The organism is Mycobacterium sp. 852002-51971_SCH5477799-a (assembly GCF_001667145.1).
Lineage (GTDB): Bacteria > Actinomycetota > Actinomycetes > Mycobacteriales > Mycobacteriaceae > Mycobacterium.
The window spans coordinates 41,529-58,542 of sequence record NZ_LZIF01000111.1 but is presented as its reverse complement, the minus strand read 5'-3'; the positions used below and the strand labels follow the sequence as shown (position 1 = coordinate 58,542).

Genomic DNA, 17,014 nt, shown 5'->3' with positions numbered 1-17,014 from the left:
GTCATGGCAAGGTGAGGATTTCGACGCCGGTGTCGGTGACCAGCAGGGTGTGTTCGAACTGCGCGGTCCACTTGCGATCCCTGGTGACCACCGTCCAGCCATCGTCCCAGATCTCGTAGTCCAGACCGCCGAGGTTGATCATCGGTTCGATGGTGAACGTCATCCCGGGTTGAATGATCGTTGACACCGACGGCTGGTCGTAGTGCAGGACGACCAGGCCGTTGTGAAACGTGGTGCCGATGCCGTGACCGGTGAAGTCACGAACAACGTTGTAGCCGAACCGATTTGCGTACGACTCGATGACGCGGCCGACGACAGAGAGCGCACGACCGGGCTTGACGGCGTTGATGGCGCGCATCGTCGCCTCCCGGGTTCGCTCCACCAGCAGCCGGTGTTCTTCGGAGACATCGCCGGCCAGGAAGGTCGCGTTGGTGTCGCCGTGCACCCCGTCGATGTAGGCCGTGACGTCGATGTTGACGATGTCGCCGTCGGCGATCACCGTCGAGTCCGGGATCCCGTGGCAGATGACCTCGTTGAGCGACGTGCAGCACGACTTCGGGTAGCCCTTGTAACCCAACGTCGACGGGTAGGCGCCGTGGTCGACCATGTACTCGTGGGCGATCCGGTCCAGTTCGTCGGTGGTCACCCCGGGTGCGACGGCTTTGCCCGCCTCCACCAACGCGCCGGCCGCGATCCGGCCGGCGACGCGCATCTTCTCGATCACCTCGGGGGTCTGTACCCACGGCTCGCTGCCCTCTTGGGCCGTTGGCTTCCAGGCGTACTCGGGGCGTGGGATGCTGCTGGGCACCGGCAGAGTCGGGGACAACTCTCCGGGAGCGAGTGCGGTGCGAGCGGGCATGGCGCCAGCTTAATCGCAGGCCGCGCGACCCGACCGGGCGATCAGAGCCGCTGGCGGCGCAGCAGCGAGCGGCGCGGTCCCCGGATGATCACCGAGCCGCACACCACCCGCCCGGTCAGCACCACGTGCGGCCTGCCCTCACCGGGCGGGTCTTTGCGCCGGTCGCTGGCGCTGCCCACGTACACCTCGACGTCGTCGATCGAGGCGCTTGCCCCGTCGGGCAATCGAATCTCCACCGAACCGAATCTCATGTCGAGTTCGACGACCACCACCGGTCCCGCGAACCGGGCCTTGGTGAGGTCGAGTTCCACCGAGCCCAGGCGGCGGACCAGGGCCAGACGGCTGGGCACCGTCCATTCGCCGTGGCGCTTCAGCGAACCGGCCCAGCCGCGCAGTTCCACCCGGTCGGCGGCGGAGGTGACGATGGCGCCGGGTCCCGGCAGGTCGCCGACCAGGCCGTCCAATTCGCCGCGGGTGCGCGCGTAGGACACCTGCGACGAGCGCTGCTCGAACTCGTCGATGTCGATCAGCCCAAGCGCGACCGCGTTGTGCAGTCGCCGCATCGTCCCGTTGCGGTCGGCGTCGGAGACGCGCAACGCCACCATGTCGCCGCCGGTATCCGTCATGTTCGCAATTTACCGCTCAAGCGGCCCGGGGTGGCTAGGCGAGGAAGTTCGGCGGCAGCGCTTCGAACATGAACTTGGTCATCCGAACCGCCCACTCCGAGCTGCCGCCCCCCACGATCAGCGAGGCGAAGGCCAGGTCGCCGCGGTATCCGGCGAACCAGGAGTGCGATCCGCCCGGGAACTCGGCCTCACCGGTCTTTCCGTAGATCTCGCCGCAGCCGGCGATCTCCTTGGCGGTGCCGTTGGTCACCACCAGCCGCATCATGGGCCGCAGCGCGTCGATCATCTTCGGGCTGATCGGCGTGGCGTCGCCCTGGACCGCCGTCTGGCGGCCCGCGATCAGTTGCGGCACGGGTGTCTTGCCGGCGGCGACGGTGGCCGCCACCAGGGCCATCCCGAACGGGCTGGCCAGCACCTTGCCCTGGCCGAAACCGTCCTCCGTGCGTTCGGCCAGGTCCACCGTCGGTGGCACCGACCCCGTCACGGTGGTGACGCCGTCCACCGTGTAGTCGAGGCCCATCCCATACTGGGCGGCCGTCTGGGTCAGACCGCGCGGCGGCATGCGGCTGCCCAACTCCGCGAACGTGGTGTTACACGAGCTGGCGAAGGCGCGCGACAGCGACACCACGCCGAGATCGAAGCCCCCGTAGTTGGGCACGGTGCGGTGACCGATGTCGAGGTGGCCCGGGCAGCCGAGCATCGAATTGGGCGTGGCCATGTCGCGATCGACGGCCGCGCCCGCGGTGATCATCTTGAACGTCGACCCCGGCGGGAACAGGCCGTTGGTGGCGGGTAAACCGTCGGCGTCGGCGCCGCCGTTCTGCGCGATCGCGAGGATCTCCCCGGTCGACGGCTTGATCACGACGATCATCGCCTTGCCGCCCTTGTTGTCGACCGCGCGCTGGGCGGCGTTCTGCACCACCCGGTCCAGGGTGATCGACACCGACGGCGCAGGCGACCCCTCGACCTCGTGCAGCACTTCGACCTCGACGCCGTTCTGGTTGACGCTGACCACCCGCCAGCCCGCCTGGCCGTCGAGTTGGTCGACCACGGCCTTCTTCACCGCGGAGATCACCGCGGGTGCGAAATGCGGGTCGGTGGGCAGCATTTCGGGCTGGGGGGTGACAATGACGCCGGGCAGGTGCCCGACCAGCGGGGAGACCTTGTCGTTGTCGTCGGGGTGCAGCGTCACTCCAAGATCCACCGGGTGGGGCGTGGAGGTGGCTTGCTCGGCGAGCAGCTGCGGGTCGTTGAGGGCCCCGTTGAAGGGGTGCAGCACATCGACGATCGCGTGTGCCGTGCCGGAAAGGGCCGGTCCGGCCTGCGTGGCGTCCAGCGTGTAGTGGTACAGGTAGCCCGGCACCAGCACGTCGCTGCCGCCGACCTCATTCACCGAGGCGCGGTGCGGCCGGTCGGCGCGCAACGCGAATGTCTGGTGCTCGCCCAGCTTGGGGTGCAGCGCGGTGGTGGTCCACCGCACCGCCCAGTGCCCCTCGTCGCGGGCCATCTTCAGCTGGCCGTCGTAGGTCCAGGTCCGGTTCTTGGGCAGGTGCCAGGTGAAGCGATAGCCGACGGTGCCGCTGTCCTCGGCGTATTTGGCGTTGAGGAGCTGCGCGTCGAGGTGGGACGCCTGCAGGCCTGACCAGGCCGCGTTGAGCGCCTCGCGGGCGTCGTTGGGGCTGTCGCTGAGCTGCGCGGCGGTGGCGGTGTCGCCGATGGCCAGGGCGCGGAAGAACTTCTCCGCCGCCGGGCCCGGGCCGTCGGGCCGGGGCGTGCATCCGGACAAGGCGACGACCGCGACGAGCAGCAAGCCTGAAACGGATGAGGCCATTGTTGTTTTAGTTGCCATCGATGCAAATGTTAAGAACATTGGCCTGAACGGCGGCGCCGACACACCGAGACCGACCTGTGATGCGTGGATTGGCCGCGGCCCCTCTGCGCGAATCTGCGGACAGCCGCACATTCGGTGCCGAGCGTGCGGCCAGCCGCACGCTCGCTCAGGGGTGGTCTCGAAAGGCGGAGGCTAGTCGAGCAGCACCGTGGCGAAGGTGCCGATCTGATTGAAGCCCACTCGCGCGTACGCGGCGCGCGCCACCGTGTTGAAGCCGTTGACGTAGAGGCTGGCGGTTCGCCCGGTGCCGACGATCACCGCGGCGACCGTGGCGGTGCCGGCGGTGCCCAGGCCCAGCCCGCGCCACTCCGGATGCACCCACACCCCCTGGATCTGGCCCACGCCCGGGGACTGCGAGCCGACCTCGGCCTTGAAGACGACCTGGCCGTGCTCGAACCGCGCCCAGGCACGCCCGGCCGTGATCAGGCTGGCCAGCCGTCGCCGGTAACCGCGGCCGCCGTCGCCGAGCCGCGGGTCGACGCCCACCTCGCCGATGAACATGTCGACGGCGGCCACCAGATAGGCGTCCAGCTCTTCGGGCCGGACCTGCCGCACCCCGGGGTCGAGGTCGCAGCTGGGGTGAGTGGACAACGCCAGCAGCGGCTGGTGGTCGCGCACGTCGCGGGCCGGGCCCCAGGCCGCCTCGAGCCGCTCCCACATCGGCATCACCAGCTCGGCCCTGCCGACCAGCGACGAGCAGCGTCGCGTCCCGCGCATGGCCTCGTCGGCGAACGCGCTCAAATCGGCCGGCGCGCCGCGCAGCGGGATCAGGTTGGCACCGGCGAAGCACAGCGATTCGGCGGCACCGCGCAACGTCCACAGTTCGCCGCCGATGGAATTGGGATCGATGCCGTGGTCGGCCACCCGCGCCGCGACCATGCACGACGCGACCGGGTCATCGTCGAGCACCCGCCAGACGGCGGCCGCGTCGCGCACCACGGACACCCGTCGCTCACCGACAAGGCGGAACAGGGGCGGAGCCGACATCTGGCGAACTCTCTGTGGTGCGAACTCTTCGACCGGGCGCTGGCGGTTATCAGCTTACGGTGACAACAGGTGAACCGCTCGATGTTGCATCCGGCCCGCCATCGGTGTTCACGTCGGTGCCCATTTCCGCGGCGATTCGCATTGCCTCTTCGATCAGCGTCTCGACGATCTGGGCTTCGGGCACGGTCTTGATCACCTCGCCACGAACGAAGATCTGCCCCTTGCCATTTCCCGATGCGACGCCAAGGTCGGCCTCGCGGGCCTCCCCCGGGCCGTTGACGACGCACCCCATCACGGCGACGCGTAGCGGCACGTCCAAACCGTCCAGGCCGGCGCTGACCTCGTTGGCCAGGGTGTAGACGTCGACCTGCGCGCGCCCGCACGACGGGCACGACACGATCTCCAGACCCCGCGGCCGTAGGTTCAGCGATTCGAGTATCTGGATGCCGACCTTGACTTCCTCGACCGGCGGCGCCGACAGCGACACTCGGATGGTGTCGCCGATGCCGCGCGACAGCAGTGCGCCGAAAGCGACCGCGGACTTGATGGTGCCCTGGAAGGCGGGGCCGGCCTCGGTGACCCCGAGGTGCAGCGGGTAGTCACATTGCTCGGCGAGCTGCTCGTAGGCGGCGACCATCACCACCGGGTCGTTGTGCTTGACGCTGATCTTGATGTCGCCGAAGCCGTGCTCCTCGAACAGCGACGCCTCCCACAGCGCCGACTCGACCAGCGCCTCGGGGGTTGCCTTGCCGTACTTCTCCATGAACCGCTTGTCCAGCGAGCCCGCGTTGACGCCGATGCGGATCGGGATGCCGGCCGCACGGGCGGCCTTGGCGACCTCGCCCACGCGGCCGTCGAATTCCTTGATGTTGCCGGGGTTTACCCGCACCGCGGCGCATCCAGCGTCGATGGCGGCGAAGATGTACTTGGGCTGGAAGTGGATGTCGGCGATGACCGGGATCTGGCTGTGCCGGGCGATCTCGGCCAGCGCGTCGGCATCCTCTTGACGCGGGCAGGCCACCCGGACGATGTCGCAGCCGGCGGCGGTCAATTCGGCGATCTGCTGCAGCGTCGTGTTGACGTCGTGCGTCTTGGTGGTGCACATCGACTGCACGGAAATCGGATGGTCGCTGCCGACCCCGACGTCACGGACCATCAGTTGGCGCGTGGTACGCCGGGGAGCAAGCGTGGGCGCCGGTGTCTGCGGCATGCCCAGGCCAATGGTCACTGTGTTGATTCCTTCGGTTTGGTCATTGGAAGAGCCTGATCGGGTTGACCAGATCGGCGGTCACGGTCAGCAGCATGTAACCGACCACGAACACCAGCACGACGTACGTCGCGGGCATCAGTTTGAGGTAGTTCACCGGCGCGGCCGCGACCATGCCACGGGCCGAGCGGATCAGGTTGCGGATCTTCTCGAACACCGCGATGGCGATGTGACCTCCGTCGAAGGGCAGCAGCGGCACCAGGTTGATCGCGCCCAGGATGAGGTTCAGCTGGGCCAGGAAGAACCAGAACGCCACCCACAACCCGTGGTCGACGGTGTCGCCGCCGACGATGCTGGCCCCGACGACGCTCATCGGCGTCTCCGGGTCGCGCTGCCCGCCGCCGATGGCGTGCACCAGCGCACCCACCTTCGTCGGGATTGCGACGAGCGCCTTGCCCACCTCGCGGGTGAGGTCACCGGTGAAGGCGATGGTGGCCGGGATCGCCGTCAACGGCCCGTAGTGCGTGGGCGCGACTTTGACGGCGCCGACGCCGATGGCGCCGACCGTCGAGGGCTGCTGCTGACCGCCCTGCTTGGACCCGGTGGTCAGGTAGCGCTGGGTGGCGGTGACGTCGACGTAGGCGGTGACCGTGGTGCCGTTGCGTTCGGCGACGATCGGGACGTTGCCGTGCAGCTTGCGGATGGCGGCGGCCATGTCCTCGAAGGTCGACACCGGGGTGTTGCCCACCTTGACGATGACGTCGCCCGGCCGGATTCCGGCGAGCGCCGCGGGACCCGGCCCGGTGCAGTCCGCGACCTTGCCCGGCGCGACTTCCGGTGCCACGCAAGCGGTTTCGCCGACCACCGCCCGGGTCGGCGGATGCAGGTTCGGCAGCCCCCAAATCAGCGCGATGCCATAGAGCAGCACCAGGGCGATGACGAAGTTCGCGGCGGGACCGGCGAACAGCACCGCCACCCGCTTCCAGACCGCTTGCTTGAACATCGCGCGGTCGGTCTCGTCGGGAGCGAGCTCCTCCACCGAGGTCATGCCGGCGATGTCACAGAAGCCGCCCAGCGGAACCGCTTTGAGGCCGTACTCGGTTTCACCGCGCCGGGTCGACCACACGGTGGGTCCGAAGCCGACGAAGTAGCGCCGCACCTTCATGCCGGTCGCGCGCGCAACCCACATGTGCCCACACTCGTGCAGGGCCACCGAGACCAGGATGGCCAGTGCGAACAACACAATGCCGATAACGAACATCATCTCCGCTGCGAGGACCTTTCTCACACCACTCCGGAAGCTTTTGCCGACACCTTGGCGGGCTGGGCTCGTGCGACGGCACGCTGCGCCCGCTCACGTGCCCAGCGCTGCGCGTCGAGTACCTCATCCACGTTAGCGGGTAAAACCGCCCACTGGTCGGCGGCGTGCAGCACGTCGGCGACGGTTTTGACGATCGCGGGAAACCCGACCCGGCCCGCGAGGAAGGCCTCCGCCGCCTCCTCGTTGGCCGCGTTGTAGACGGCGGTCATGCAGCCACCGGTCTGCCCGGCGTACCGGGCCAGCTCGACGGCGGGGAACACCTCATCGTCCAGCGGCTCGAAATCCCAGCTAGAGGCCGTGCTGAAGTCGCAGCTGGCGGCCGCGCCGGGGACCCGCTGCGGCCAGCCCAGGGCCAGCGAAATCGGCAGCTTCATATCCGGGGGGCTGGCCTGGGCCAGCGTCGAGCCGTCGACGAAGGTGACCATCGAATGAACAATCGACTGGGGGTGCACGACCACTTCGATGCGGTCGTAGGGAATGCCGAACAGCAGGTGGGTCTCGATGACCTCGAGCCCCTTGTTGACCAGCGAGGCAGAGTTCAGCGTGTTCATCGGGCCCATCGACCACGTCGGATGGGCGCCCGCCTGTTCCGGGGTGACGTCCTCGAGCTGGGCGGTCGTCCAGCCGCGGAACGGGCCGCCGGAGGCGGTCAGCACCAGCTTGGCGACTTCGTCGGCGGTGCCGCCGCGCAGGCATTGGGCCAGCGCGGAATGCTCGGAGTCGACCGGCACGATCTGCCCCGGCTTGGCGGCCCGGAGCACCAGCGGACCGCCGGCGATCAGCGATTCCTTGTTGGCCAGCGCCAGCCGCGCGCCCGACTCCAGTGCGGCCAGCGTCGGCCGCAGTCCCAACGCCCCCACCAGCGCGTTGAGGACGACGTCCGCCTCGGTCTCCTGGACCAGCCGGGTGGCCGCTTCGGACCCGGCAAAGGGGATGTCGCCGGCCCGCTGCGCCGCCGCTTCGTCGGCGACCGCGATGTTGGTCACACCGGTCTCGGCGCGCTGCCGCAGCAGGGTGTCCAGGTTGGCGCCTCCCGCCGCCAGGCCGACCACCTCGAAGCGGTCCGGGTTGGCGGCGATGACGTCCAGCGCCTGGGTGCCGATGGAGCCGGTGCTGCCCAGCACCAGCACGCGCAGCCTGTCCCGCGTTTGCCCGTCGGTCGTCGGGTTGGTCACCCATTCATTGTGCCGCCCGGCACCGACCGGGGCCATCTACCGGGCCATGCCGCCCGACCCCGCTCAGGGATGTGCCAGAATTCTGAAGGACAAGCCAATCCGATCCGAAGGGGATTCACCGTGGCCAGTACCGAGGTGGAGCACTTCACCGGCGTCGACGCCGTCGAGGTGCCGTCGGCAGCGTGGGGTTGGAGCAGGATCAACCACCGGACCTGGCACATCACCGGTCTGTTCGGCTTCGGGTTCCTGCTGGCGATGCTGCGCGGCAACCACGTCGGCCACATCGAAAACTGGTTCCTGATTGGGTTTGCGACGCTGACCCTCGTGGTGTTGATCCGCGACCTGTGGGGCCGCCGCCGCGGCTGGATCAGGTAGCACCTAGCCCGGTTCGGAGCGCCCTAGCGTTGCGTCCGGCGACGCCAGGCACCACCTAGCACGACGACCACCATCGCGAGCACGGCCATCACCCACGGCCATATGCCCTGTTCATGCACCCAGCCGGCCACCGCGCCCTGCAGGCGCCCCGCCGCGGTGATCACCGCGTCCTGCGGGTTGCCGTTCGCGCCGAACAGGCGCACCTCGTAGCCGCCGTAATAGGCCACGTACAGCCCGACCAGCACCAGCAGCGCGCCACCGACCCGGTTGACGAACGGCAGGAGCCGGCGCAACCGGTCCACGTCCACCATCGCCGAGCTCGCCGTCGCCGCCGCGACCGCGAGCACACCCACGACGAGGGTCAGCCCCGCGCTGTAGGCGAGGTAGATCGCCAGGTCGGTGACGAGCGATCCGCCGCGCAGGCCGGCAGCGGTGGCGGCCAGAAACGGCCCGATGGTGCACGACAGCGAGGCGATCGCGTAGCTGATGCCGTAGCCGTACATGGAGCCCAGCCGAGCGGTGGGGGCCCACCGCGGGCCCAGCGGACGCGGGGTCAGGGCCGACAGCGCTCGGCCCGACAGCAGCCAGACCCCGAGCACGACCAGCACCACGCCGACCACCACGGTGGCATAGGGCAAAAACCGCTGCACGGTTGTGCCCGCCGATACGGTCAGCGCGCCGAACACGCCGAACACCGTCAGGAAGCCCAGCGCCATCCCCACAGTGGCCGCCAGGGCACGCCCGGCGGCGGCCACGCCCGAGCGTTCGCCGGGACGCTGGCCGCGCACCACCAGCAGTAGGTAGGCGGGCAGCATGGCAAACCCACACGGGTTCAGCGCGGCCACCAGTCCGGCCGCGAAGGCCAAGCCGACCAGACCCCGGTCCACCGAGTCAGGACCTCAGGCCAAAGACCCGATCGGAGAGCTCCTGCTGCGACATGGCCGAGGTCGGGTTGTTGACGAACGTCGAGCTGCCGTCCGCGCGGTAGAACACGTAGGCGGGCTGCCAGGGGACGTTGTAGCGGGCCCAGAGGGATCCGTCGGCGTCGTTGAGGTTGGTGAAGTGCAGGCCGTACTTGGAGACGAAGTTCTGTTCCGCGCCGACATCCGAGTGCCCGGCGATGCCGACGAAGGTGACACCGGGATTGGCGGCCGCAACCTGGCTGACGCCGGGAGCTTCGGCATTGCAGAACGGGCAGAACGGCGCCCAGAACCACAGCACCGCGGGCTTGCCCTGCAAACTGGCCCCATTGAACGGTGCACCGCTGAGGGTCGTCCCGGCGAATTGCAGTCGGTCGTCGGCGGCCGCCGCTCGCGGCGCACCGCCCAGTACCAATATCAGTGCAGCGGCGAAAACGGCAGCGGCAAACAGTTTGAGTGGAGAAAACAAGCGAATCAAGGCGCACCCCCGGTTGCTGGCGTTATGCCTTAAAGACGTGCGCGTCGCCCTCCCGGTTCATCCAGCTACCTGCCCTCGGCGGCCAGCTGCCCGCAGGCCCACGCTGAATCGCCTGCGCTCCAGCTACCCGCCCTCGGCGGCCAGCTGTCCACAGGCGGCGCTGATCTCGCGCCCGCGAGTGTCGCGCACGGTGCAGGAGACCCCCTTGGCGCGGACCCGCCGAACGAACTCCCGCTCGACGGCTTTCGGGCTGGCGTCCCACTCACTTCCCGGGGTCGGGTTCAGCGGAATCAAATTCACGTGCACCAGCGGCCCGAGCGCACGATGCAGCCGCTGCCCCAAAAGGTCTGCGCGCCAAGGCTGGTCGTTGACGTCGCGGATCAACGCGTACTCCACCGACACCCGCCGTCCGGTGACGTCGGCGTAATACCGTGCGGCGTCGAGGGCTTCGGTGATCTTCCACCGGTTGTTGACCGGCACCAGCGTGTCGCGCAGTTCGTCATCGGGCGCATGCAGCGACAGCGCCAGCGTGACGCCGAGGCGTTCGTCGGCGAGTTTGCGGATCGCGGGGGCCAAGCCCACCGTGGACACGGTCACCGAACGGGCCGAGATGCCGAATCCCTGTGGCGGTGCGTCGATGATGCGCCGCACCGCGGCGACCACGCGGGCGTAGTTGGCCAGCGGCTCCCCCATGCCCATGAACACCACGTTGGACAGCCGGTCCCCGAAGTCGTCGCGCAGGGCCGCGGCGCCGGCGCGCACCTGCTCGAGGATCTCGGCCGTCGAGAGGTTGCGGGTCAACCCGCCCTGACCCGTCGCGCAGAACGGACACGCCATGCCGCAGCCGGCCTGCGACGAAATGCATACCGTGTTGCGTTGCGGGTAGCGCATCAGCACCGACTCGATGGTGACCCCATCGAGGGCCCGCCACAACGTCTTTCGCGTCTGGCCGGCATCGCAGGTCACGTCGGAGGCCGCGGTGAGCAGGATGGGGAACATCGTCTCGGCGATGGCATCGCGCAATCCCGCCGGAAGGTCGGTCATCTCCCGCGGATCGGCGATCAGCCGACCGTAGTACTGGTGCGCCAGCTGCTTGGCGCGAAACGCCGGCAGGCCCAGCTCCGCGACGGCGGACGCGCGCCCGTCCTCGTCGAGATCGGCCAGGTGCCGCGGCGGCTTGGCCGGGCGCGGCTCGGAGAAAACCAATTGTGCAACCATGACCTGTCCAGTATCGGTCACGTTCGGGCCGACTTAGGGAACGAGTGTCAGCACCGTCCAGGCCGCGACCGCCGACGGCAGCACGCCATCGAGCCGATCCATCAGGCCGCCGTGGCCGGGCAGCAGCCGACCCATGTCCTTGATGCCAAGGTCGCGCTTCACCTGCGACTCCACCAAATCGCCAAGCGTGCAGGTCAGCACGAGGACGACACCCAGCAGCGCGCCGATCCACCACGGTTTGCCGGCCAGGAAGGTCGCCGTCAGCGTCGCCGCGGTGATGCCGAACACCAGGGAACCGGCCAATCCCTCCCAGGACTTCTTGGGGCTGATCGCCGGAACCATCGGGTGCTTGCCGAATAGCGCTCCCACGGCATATCCGCCGGTGTCGGAGGCGACGACGGTGATCATCAGGCAGAACACTCGCCCTGCCCCGTCGTGCGGGTAGACCAGCAGCACGCCGAAGGACGCGAACAGCGGCACCCAGGCGGCCAGGAACACGGTGGCCGAGGCGTCCCTGAGGTAATTAGCCGACGGCGAGCCGTCGAACGGCTCGGGCCGTCTGCGGTTGTCCTGCATGAACAGCCGCCACACGTTGCAGACCACCACGGTGACGCCGAAGCCGGCCAACGCGCCCGCGGCGTGGAACGGCCAGGTCAGCCAGACCGTGAGCTGGCCCCCGGCCAGCAGCGGGATCACGGGTATGACGTAGCCGGCTTCGCGCAATCGCCGAACCACTTCGTGGGTGGCCACGACGATGGCCAAGGCGACGATGGGAACCCAGAAGTGTGGCGCGAACACCAGCGTCACGACCAGAACGCCGCCGATACCGGCGCCGACGGCGATCGCGGCACGCAGGTCACGTCCGGCCCGAGATGCTTTCTCGGCCGGCTGCTGAACCGTGTCCTTGCCGGCGCGCGCCGGATCGTCGGGCGGGTCGACTGCGCCGGGTTCTGGAGTAGCCACTGGCGTGGATGAACTTAGCTGCTGGCCGGTCGCTAGACCTCCAGCAGTTCGCCTTCTTTGTGCTTGACCAGCTCTTCGATCTGGGTGACGTACTGGTGGGTGGTCTTGTCCAAGTCTTTTTCGGCCCGGCCGACCTCGTCCTCGCCGGCCTCCCCGTCCTTGCGGATGCGGTGCAGCTCCTCCATCGCCTTGCGGCGGATGTTGCGCACCGAGACCTTGGCGTCCTCCCCCTTGCCCTTGGCCTGTTTGACCAATTCTCGCCGGCGTTCTTCGGTGAGTTGCGGCACCGCCACCCGGATCAGGGTGCCGTCGTTGGTGGGGTTGACGCCGAGGTCGGAATTGCGAATCGCCGTCTCGATCGCGCCCACCTGGCTGGCTTCGTAGGGCTTGATGACGACGAGGCGCGCCTCGGGCACGTTGATACTGGCCAGTTGCGTGATGGGCGTGGCCGCGCCGTAATAGTCGATAACGATCCGCGAGAACATGCCGGGGTTGGCGCGCCCGGTCCGGATGGTCGACAAATCGTCGCGGGCAACGGCTACAGCTTTTTCCATTTTCTCTTCCGCGTCGAAGAGAGCCTCGTCAATCATGTGCGCCGCTCCTCCATCATTGCTGCGCTGCGCATCCTGGCACGCGCACGTCATCGCGTCTTCGGTTCAGGTGGTGACCAGAGTCCCGATCTTCTCACCAGCGACCGCTCGGGCGATATTGCCATTGGTCAGCAGGTTGAACACCAGGATCGGCATGCCATTGTCCATGCACAGGCTGAACGCGGTTGCATCGGCCACTCGTAGCCCGCGGTCGATGACCTCACGATGACTGATCGCGGCGATCAATTCGGCATCGGGATGCTGCCGCGGATCCGCGTCGAACACGCCGTCGACGGCTTTGGCCATCAGGACCACCTCGGCGCCGATCTCCAGGGCGCGCTGTGCGGCCGTGGTGTCGGTGGAGAAGTACGGCAGTCCCATGCCGGCTCCGAAGATCACCACCCGCCCCTTCTCCAGGTGCCGCACGGCGCGCAGGGGTAGATAGGGCTCCGCGACCTGGCCCATGGTGATCGCGGTCTGAACCCGTGTGACAATGCCTTCCTTCTCCAGGAAGTCCTGCAGCGCCAGGCTGTTCATGACGGTGCCCAACATGCCCATGTAGTCCGAACGGGTGCGTTCCATGCCGCGCTGCTGAAGCTGCGCACCCCGGAAGAAGTTGCCACCGCCGATCACGACGGCGACCTGGGCACCGCCGCGAACCACCTCGGCGATCTGTCGCGCCACCTGGGCCACGACATCGGGATCCAGGCCGACCTGGCCGCCGCCGAACATCTCACCGCCGAGCTTGAGCAACACCCGCGAATACCTGGCCCGGCTCGGCGGCTCGCCCGAACCCAGTCCAGTGTCCGGTTCGGATGTCGATACGCCATTGCTGGGGGTTGCCGGCTCCCGCCTTGCAGCCGCCGAGCCGGCGACTCGAGGCTCCCTGGACTCCGTCATCAGACTCCTCGCATGAGAGTGCCATCCCGGGTGATTTACATCCGGAACGGCATTTCACATCCTGCCTCATCGCAGCACAATGCGGCGTCGACGGGGTGCATTATGGGCACAGTTGGCGCGCCGGACCAATTTTCGAGTCTGCCGGTACCGGAATAGCCCGGCGCCGATGCGCTTTCTTCGGGCTCGCGTTTGAGCCGCGGTTGGCATGGGAATCCGGATCAACGCGGCAGATTTATGCGGTCTTAAGCAACGAGGACCGGCCTCGCCGTATGACCGGGTCGATCGCTCGCGATCGCCGTTGAGCAATGGATCGCTCACAGTACGCCAACGAGGAGGAAGCATTTCCATGGCTGAAGAAAACAAGTCGGGACCTGCCGAAGCGGTGAAAGGCGTCGTCGAGGACGTCAAGGGCAAGGCCAAGGAGGCCGTAGGCGCGGTGGCCGGTCGTGATGACCTCACCCGCGAGGGCCAGGCGCAGCAGGACAAGGCCGAAGCGCAGCGTGACGCGGCGAAGAAGGAAGCCGAAGCGGACGCCGCGCGCGGTGGCGCCAAGGCGGCCGAGGAGCGCCAGAAAGACAACCAGTAGCACGTCGTAGCCGATGGGCCCGGTCCGCGGAAGCGGGCCGGGCCCATCGGCTTGTTCACAGCATCGTCAAGTCTGACTTTCACATAGCTTTTGCATAGTTTCCGGCTGGGCGGGTACCCACGCCTAGCTCTGTACGACGTCTCCGCAGAGGTGCCTACGGACCGGGGGGGAACCGGGACGTGACGAGGTAAGGAGATGCCGTTGGACGTGGTGGTGCTCACCGATGAGGATGACTTCGAATCCGCCCTCCCCTTGTTGTCGACGTTCGCGCGGCCGATGCGCCGCGCCAGCCTGGCGGCGGACAGCGACGGACAGTGCGCCATGGCCGACATCGCCATCATCGACGCGCGCACGAACATGGCGATGGCCCAGGACATCAGCTCTCGACTGACGACCGACAACCCCGGCACCGCGGTGGTGGCCCTGGTGGCGGCGGCGGACTGTGCCGCCGTCGACGTCGACAGCTGCAACTTCGATGACGTGATGCTGCCCGGCACCGGTGCCGAAGAGTTACAGGCCCGGTTGCGCCTTGCGATCAGCCGCCGGCGCAGCGCGGTCGACGGCACCCTGAAGTTCGGCGACCTCCTGCTGCATCCGGCCAGCTTCACCGCGTCGCTGGACGGCAGCGACCTCGGTTTGACACTCACCGAGTTCAAATTGCTGAATTTTCTTGTGCAGCATGCCGGTCAGGCATTCACCCGAACCCGGCTGATGCAAGAGGCTTGGGGCTACGACAGCACCGGCAAGGTGCGCACGGTCGACGTACACATTCGGCGACTGCGCGCGAAGCTGGGCACCCGGCACCAATTCATGGTCGACACCGTCCGGGGAGTCGGCTACCGGGCCGCAACGCCGCCGCAACCGGAATGGCTCGCCGGCTCGAGGCTGACACCGATCTGGACCTCGACCACGACGCCCGCGCCCGGCCCGCTGAACCCGGAAGCGTCAGAGCTCTAGGCCAGAACGCTTTTGTCGCCTATCAACCGAACAACGGGAAGGCGCGCTTGCGCGCCAGCGCATTCATCCCATCCTGGATCGCGTCTTGCACTTCGTGGTACTTGCGGTCGACGTATCGGTCGTCGTCGGCCCGCGCGGGATCGTTGTCCAGTTCCACGGCGGGCATGAACCTGGTTCTGATCTTGGCCGGCAAGGGCAGCTGCGGAAGCGCCGCCGGTGCGATCCCCCACGGCAACGAGACGGCCAACGGAAATACCTTGAGCCGCAAGAGACGGTCCAGGCGCAGAGCTTTCGACAACCGGTCGCCGCGAATCAGCACAGGCATCGCGTCGGCACCGCCGACGGTCGCGATCGGTACGATCGGCACGCCCGCGCGTATCGCCATCTTGACGAAGCCGGTCCGTCCCGCCAGGTTGGCCTGATCGCGCTCGGTCCACGGGCGCAGTGAGTCCACTTCGCCGCCGGGCCACAGTGCCACGTCGCGCCCTTCCGCCAATGCGGTGGCAATCGCGTCCGGGGCAGCCGGCAACACTCCCATCGACCGAAAGTATCGCCCGAACAAGGGAATTGCCATCAACGCATCGTGGGCGGTGCCGTGCAGGGTGCGCTCCTGCCCGAACCGCCGCCACCATTGCAGGCCGACGGTCCAGGCGTCCCAGACGAACGGGGCCCCGGAGTGAATCCCCACCAGAAGCGCCGGCGGCTTCTCCGGAATGTTTTCCCAGCCGTCGATCTCCATCCGAAACCAGTAGTCCACCAGCACATTCCACAGATATTTCTGTCGCTGCAGGGCGGTCTCGTCCTGGCCCGAAAGGTCCCATCGCGCGGCTCGCTCGGCCACCCAGCCGCTCAGCCCGCCGGCTTGGTTGCTGCGCCGTTCTTCCATCGCGGCGCGGGCGTCGTCGGCCTGCCGCCTCGCTTGGGCGCGTACCGGCGCCGACCTGTGATCCGGGTTACTCATGCCGTACCGAGTACCCGATTCGGGCGCCCACGATTCCCCCAAATGCAAATCTCCCCGCGCCACTCGACATGGCGCGGGGAGGATTCGCAATCGGTTTAGGTGGTGTGCGGCGCCGGCGCAGGCGGGGCACCCGGTGCCGGGCTGTTCGGTGCGCCAGGCTCCGAGCCACCCTGCACGTTCGACGTCCACATCAGGATGTCCTGCATCCCGTCGTTGTAGACGACGCCGTTCGGAGGCGCGCCGGTCACGTCGAAGTACAGCGTGCCGGTCGACTCGTTGCCCTGGGAGATCGGTGCCGGGTTGAGCCCGTTAGGAGCCCCAACCTTGTCGATCACCCGGTAGTTTTGGCCGTTGGGCCCGCGGGCGATGAAATCGTTGACCATGGGAGTTACCAGCCCGCCATCGGATCTGGCGGTGACGTCGGCCTGATACAGCGTGCCTTTCGGCGTGTAGCCGGGGATGGTGACGTTGCTGGGCTGCAGGTTGCTCACCGTGTAATTGGTGATCAGCGGCCCGTCGACGAGTTGCTCGCTGGTGCCGAACCCCTGAATGTTGGGCGCGCCAGAAGCGGGCGTCGCGAAAATGGTCGCCACCGCTATCCCCCCGGCGGCGGCAGCTGTCGCAACGGCAGTCTTGGTGACCTTCATTGTTCATTCCTTTCGTATCGAACAATTGCCCCCCTGAAGGGCATAGAGGTATAGCCAGCAAATAGCCGGGCGGCCGGCGTCTTAAACATCGGCATTGATACCGGGCGGTTAGCCGCGGAATTTACGTGGCATTGTGAAGCAGTATCTTTCGCATCAGGTGATAACAAATGCATCATTACTCACACTCGACCGCCTCGATTAGGCCGCGCGCCGAAGGGTAATCGGTGTCGATGACGACCCGGATGTTCCGGCGGCGGGGGCGGTGGCTCGTCGAACGCTGGACCGTAGAGCCGAAGACTCTGGCGGGTCGGATTGTGCATCACAAATCACGTTGAATCGGTAAAGGAAATCGC

18 protein-coding genes are annotated in these 17,014 nt (G+C 67.7%); 3 read left to right on the top strand and 15 right to left on the bottom strand.

Annotation, left to right across the window (positions count from 1 at the left end):
• Position 1 precedes the first annotated feature (1 nt).
• The 7 genes from map to dxr all read right to left on the bottom strand — a co-directional run bounded on the left by map (position 2) and on the right by dxr (position 8,066).
• Entirely contained in the window at positions 2-859 is an 858-nt protein-coding gene (gene map / locus A5753_RS17685) for a type I methionyl aminopeptidase (protein WP_067130865.1), read from the bottom strand.
• A 41-nt stretch (positions 860-900) separates the two neighbouring features.
• A complete protein-coding gene (locus tag A5753_RS17680; RefSeq protein ID WP_067130862.1) occupies positions 901-1,485 on the bottom strand; it encodes a DUF1707 domain-containing protein in 585 nt (194 codons plus the stop codon).
• Positions 1,486-1,519: 34 nt separating this feature from the next.
• On the bottom strand, positions 1,520-3,334 hold the full coding sequence (locus tag A5753_RS17675; RefSeq protein ID WP_067131005.1) for a penicillin-binding transpeptidase domain-containing protein: 1,815 nt from the start codon (positions 3,332-3,334) through the stop codon (positions 1,520-1,522).
• 174 nt (positions 3,335-3,508) lie between these two features.
• A complete protein-coding gene (locus A5753_RS17670) occupies positions 3,509-4,363 on the bottom strand; it encodes a GNAT family N-acetyltransferase (protein WP_067130859.1) in 855 nt (284 codons plus the stop codon).
• 49 nt (positions 4,364-4,412) lie between these two features.
• On the bottom strand, positions 4,413-5,591 hold the full coding sequence (gene ispG, locus A5753_RS17665) for a flavodoxin-dependent (E)-4-hydroxy-3-methylbut-2-enyl-diphosphate synthase (RefSeq protein ID WP_067130856.1): 1,179 nt from the start codon (positions 5,589-5,591) through the stop codon (positions 4,413-4,415).
• Between the two features lie 22 nt (positions 5,592-5,613).
• Positions 5,614-6,834 carry an RIP metalloprotease gene (locus tag A5753_RS17660; RefSeq protein ID WP_067131002.1) on the bottom strand — a complete coding sequence of 407 codons (1,221 nt, stop codon included), beginning with the start codon at positions 6,832-6,834 and terminating at the stop codon, positions 5,614-5,616.
• 20 nt (positions 6,835-6,854) lie between these two features.
• Positions 6,855-8,066, bottom strand: a complete 1,212-nt coding sequence (gene dxr, locus A5753_RS17655) for a 1-deoxy-D-xylulose-5-phosphate reductoisomerase (RefSeq protein ID WP_197694732.1) — start codon at positions 8,064-8,066, stop codon at positions 6,855-6,857.
• A 120-nt stretch (positions 8,067-8,186) separates the two neighbouring features.
• Here dxr and A5753_RS17650 point away from each other — a divergent pair, with 120 nt between their 5' ends.
• Entirely contained in the window at positions 8,187-8,441 is a 255-nt protein-coding gene (locus tag A5753_RS17650; RefSeq protein WP_067130849.1) for a DUF2631 domain-containing protein, read from the top strand.
• Positions 8,442-8,464: 23 nt separating this feature from the next.
• Here the strand turns inward: A5753_RS17650 and A5753_RS17645 are convergent, their stop codons facing one another.
• The 6 genes from A5753_RS17645 to pyrH form a co-directional block, all read right to left on the bottom strand.
• Positions 8,465-9,328 (bottom strand): cytochrome c biogenesis CcdA family protein, encoded by an 864-nt coding sequence (locus tag A5753_RS17645; RefSeq protein WP_067130846.1) that lies wholly within the window; start codon positions 9,326-9,328, stop codon positions 8,465-8,467.
• A 4-nt stretch (positions 9,329-9,332) separates the two neighbouring features.
• Positions 9,333-9,839, bottom strand: a complete 507-nt coding sequence (locus A5753_RS17640; protein ID WP_067094640.1) for a protein disulfide oxidoreductase — start codon at positions 9,837-9,839, stop codon at positions 9,333-9,335.
• Between the two features lie 123 nt (positions 9,840-9,962).
• Complete coding sequence (gene rlmN / locus A5753_RS17635) at positions 9,963-11,057, bottom strand: 23S rRNA (adenine(2503)-C(2))-methyltransferase RlmN (RefSeq protein WP_067130842.1); 1,095 nt, start codon at positions 11,055-11,057, stop codon at positions 9,963-9,965.
• A gap of 33 nt (positions 11,058-11,090) precedes the next feature.
• Complete coding sequence (locus tag A5753_RS17630) at positions 11,091-12,020, bottom strand: phosphatidate cytidylyltransferase (RefSeq protein WP_067130839.1); 930 nt, start codon at positions 12,018-12,020, stop codon at positions 11,091-11,093.
• A 32-nt stretch (positions 12,021-12,052) separates the two neighbouring features.
• On the bottom strand, positions 12,053-12,610 hold the full coding sequence (gene frr / locus A5753_RS17625) for a ribosome recycling factor (RefSeq protein WP_067130836.1): 558 nt from the start codon (positions 12,608-12,610) through the stop codon (positions 12,053-12,055).
• 66 nt (positions 12,611-12,676) lie between these two features.
• Positions 12,677-13,510, bottom strand: coding sequence for a UMP kinase (gene pyrH / locus A5753_RS17620; RefSeq protein WP_067130834.1), 834 nt, complete (start codon positions 13,508-13,510; stop codon positions 12,677-12,679).
• 346 nt (positions 13,511-13,856) lie between these two features.
• Here pyrH and A5753_RS17615 point away from each other — a divergent pair, with 346 nt between their 5' ends.
• Both A5753_RS17615 and A5753_RS17610 read left to right on the top strand, forming a co-directional pair.
• Positions 13,857-14,096, top strand: coding sequence for a general stress protein CsbD (locus A5753_RS17615; protein WP_067130831.1), 240 nt, complete (start codon positions 13,857-13,859; stop codon positions 14,094-14,096).
• 195 nt (positions 14,097-14,291) lie between these two features.
• Positions 14,292-15,053: a response regulator transcription factor gene (locus A5753_RS17610; protein ID WP_082971361.1), complete on the top strand. Its 762-nt coding sequence runs from the start codon at positions 14,292-14,294 to the stop codon at positions 15,051-15,053.
• A 22-nt stretch (positions 15,054-15,075) separates the two neighbouring features.
• Here the strand turns inward: A5753_RS17610 and A5753_RS17605 are convergent, their stop codons facing one another.
• Both A5753_RS17605 and A5753_RS17600 read right to left on the bottom strand, forming a co-directional pair.
• Positions 15,076-16,014, bottom strand: a complete 939-nt coding sequence (locus tag A5753_RS17605; RefSeq protein WP_067130829.1) for a lysophospholipid acyltransferase family protein — start codon at positions 16,012-16,014, stop codon at positions 15,076-15,078.
• A gap of 95 nt (positions 16,015-16,109) precedes the next feature.
• The gene (locus A5753_RS17600; protein WP_067130825.1) at positions 16,110-16,661 is read right to left on the bottom strand and encodes an MPT63 family protein; all 552 of its coding nucleotides are present in this window, start codon (positions 16,659-16,661) and stop codon (positions 16,110-16,112) included.
• Positions 16,662-17,014: the final 353 nt, after the last annotated feature.